Source organism: Candidatus Megaera venefica (assembly GCF_034554655.1).
Taxonomy (GTDB): Bacteria; Pseudomonadota; Alphaproteobacteria; order Rickettsiales; family Rickettsiaceae; genus Megaera_A; species Megaera_A venefica.
The window spans coordinates 1-1944 of record NZ_JARJFB010000224.1 but is presented as its reverse complement, the minus strand read 5'-3'; the positions used below and the strand labels follow the sequence as shown (position 1 = coordinate 1944).

The following is a 1944-nucleotide window of genomic DNA, read 5'->3' as shown; positions in this document are numbered from 1 at the left end:
CTTCAGACACATCAAGATCTTGCTGCAAATATTCATAACCACAAAAATATTGCCAATAAATATTTTCCTTTAGCTCTTCCTCCGTAAACGAATCAGAACCGTTGTACATAGCTTGAAGCATTGATAGTGCTAGCATTACTCTATGATCTTTCTTATTTCTACCAAATTGCTTGATTTCAATGTTAGGCAATGCTCTGGCTTCAAGTTCAGACCAATTTACTAAATCCCTTAGTTTATATAACTTGTTTTTAGGATTTAGTTTTGTAGATAATTTCTCTTCAAATAACCTTTCTTGTTTTTGGAGAAAAGTAATATTTTCTATAGGCATAATTTTAAAATCCGTAAGCTTTATGCGGTAATTATACCATTTTCTTATGGATTTTGTAAGCTGTTTATGACATGAAACCCCTTGTTAATTCAGGCGGGGAGAGTTTTGACGGAGGGACTAACTACTGAACTCTTTTTTTTGCATTATATAATACATTACGCCGGTAATCAGTAAGGTGTACCAAGCTCCTTCAAAGATTTTTATAATGTTAGTAAGAACAAAAGTACTATCTAAAAACACTATCAAGGAAATGATAATAATCTTAAGAATATTCGAAGTTTTTCTATTAAGTAATAATATTGAGAAAAGGATGGTTGTGATAAGCATCACTCCAGAAACACTTAGCCCATAAGCAAAAGATAACTGGTAGGAAGTTTGAAAATATAGAATAGCTATGACAGTTAATATATAAAGTATCTTATTAACTATAGGAACATAGACTTGACCTGGATTATTTGATAAGTGAACAACCTTAAGTTTTGGTAAATAACCTAATGTTATTGCTTGCCAACTAAGTGAGAAAACTCCTGATATCATAGCTTGTGAGGCGATTATAGTTGCCATAGTGGCTAATATTATCAATGGATAAAGACCTGCTGAAGGTATAAGGTGGTAAAATGGATCAAATACTAATTCTGGAGATCTCAAAAGCAAGCTTCCTTGGCCTAAATAATTTAGAATTAATGAGGGAAAAACTAAAAAATACCATGTTTGCTTAATAGGAATATTTCCAAAATGACCTCTATCAGCATATAAGGCTTCTGCACCAGTAACTACTAAGAATACACCGCTAAGAGCTTTAAATGCTGCCCATCCATTATCAAAGATAAAATAAATAATAAAATAGGGATTTAATGCCTTTAAAATCATAGGTTCAGCAATAATGTTATAAATACCAAGGCAAGCCAAAGTTAAAAACCAAATTATCATAATAGGACCAAAAAAAAACCCAAGTTTATTGCTCCCTATTTGCTGAAATCCAAAAAGCAGAGTTAAAACGCCAATTGATAGTAATATTATATATTTTTGTATACCTAAATAGACAATATTTAAACCTTCTAATGCACTAAGTACAGATATAGCTGGGGTGATTACTCCATCTCCGAATAACAATGCAGCGCCTAACATTCCAAGTACTATTGATATAGTTTTATAATGTGAATGTTTTATGGTAGAACATAAAAAGGATAATGCCAATATACCTCCTCTCTCTTCGTCTTTATCTATATTCATTACAAGATAAATATATTTAACAGTTACTACGAGAAATAATATCCATATAAACAGACTAATCAGACCTAGGACGTTACTTGGAGTGGCTTCCAAACCACCTATTATAAACGAACTTTTTAGGGCATATAAAGGGCTAGTTCCTATGTCTCCATATACTATCCCAATAGTACTTAGTAATAATAACCGTGAACTACCTAATGTTTTCTTCAATGAAATAATCTTAGAAATGCCAATTTAAACCACTATAGCTTATCCAGAATTGGCGTTAAAAATATAAAAAGCCATATAAAATCCGACATTTTGAGACTTTCCATCTATTTGTGTAAATTCGATTATAGGCACTTAAATTCTCCCTTCGAATTTGATCATAAAATGAGCCATAG

The 1944-nt window shown here is 31.6% G+C and carries 2 protein-coding genes; both read right to left on the bottom strand.

Features of this window, described 5'->3' with window-relative positions; all coding sequences use genetic code 11:
- Positions 1-328, bottom strand: a 328-nt coding sequence (locus Megvenef_RS09185) for a transposase (protein WP_322776028.1), incomplete at its 3' end; no start/stop codon positions are given.
- Between the two features lie 117 nt (positions 329-445).
- Positions 446-1771 carry a KUP/HAK/KT family potassium transporter gene (locus Megvenef_RS09180; protein WP_322777623.1) on the bottom strand — a complete coding sequence of 442 codons (1326 nt, stop codon included), beginning with the start codon at positions 1769-1771 and terminating at the stop codon, positions 446-448.
- Positions 1772-1944 lie beyond the last annotated feature (173 nt).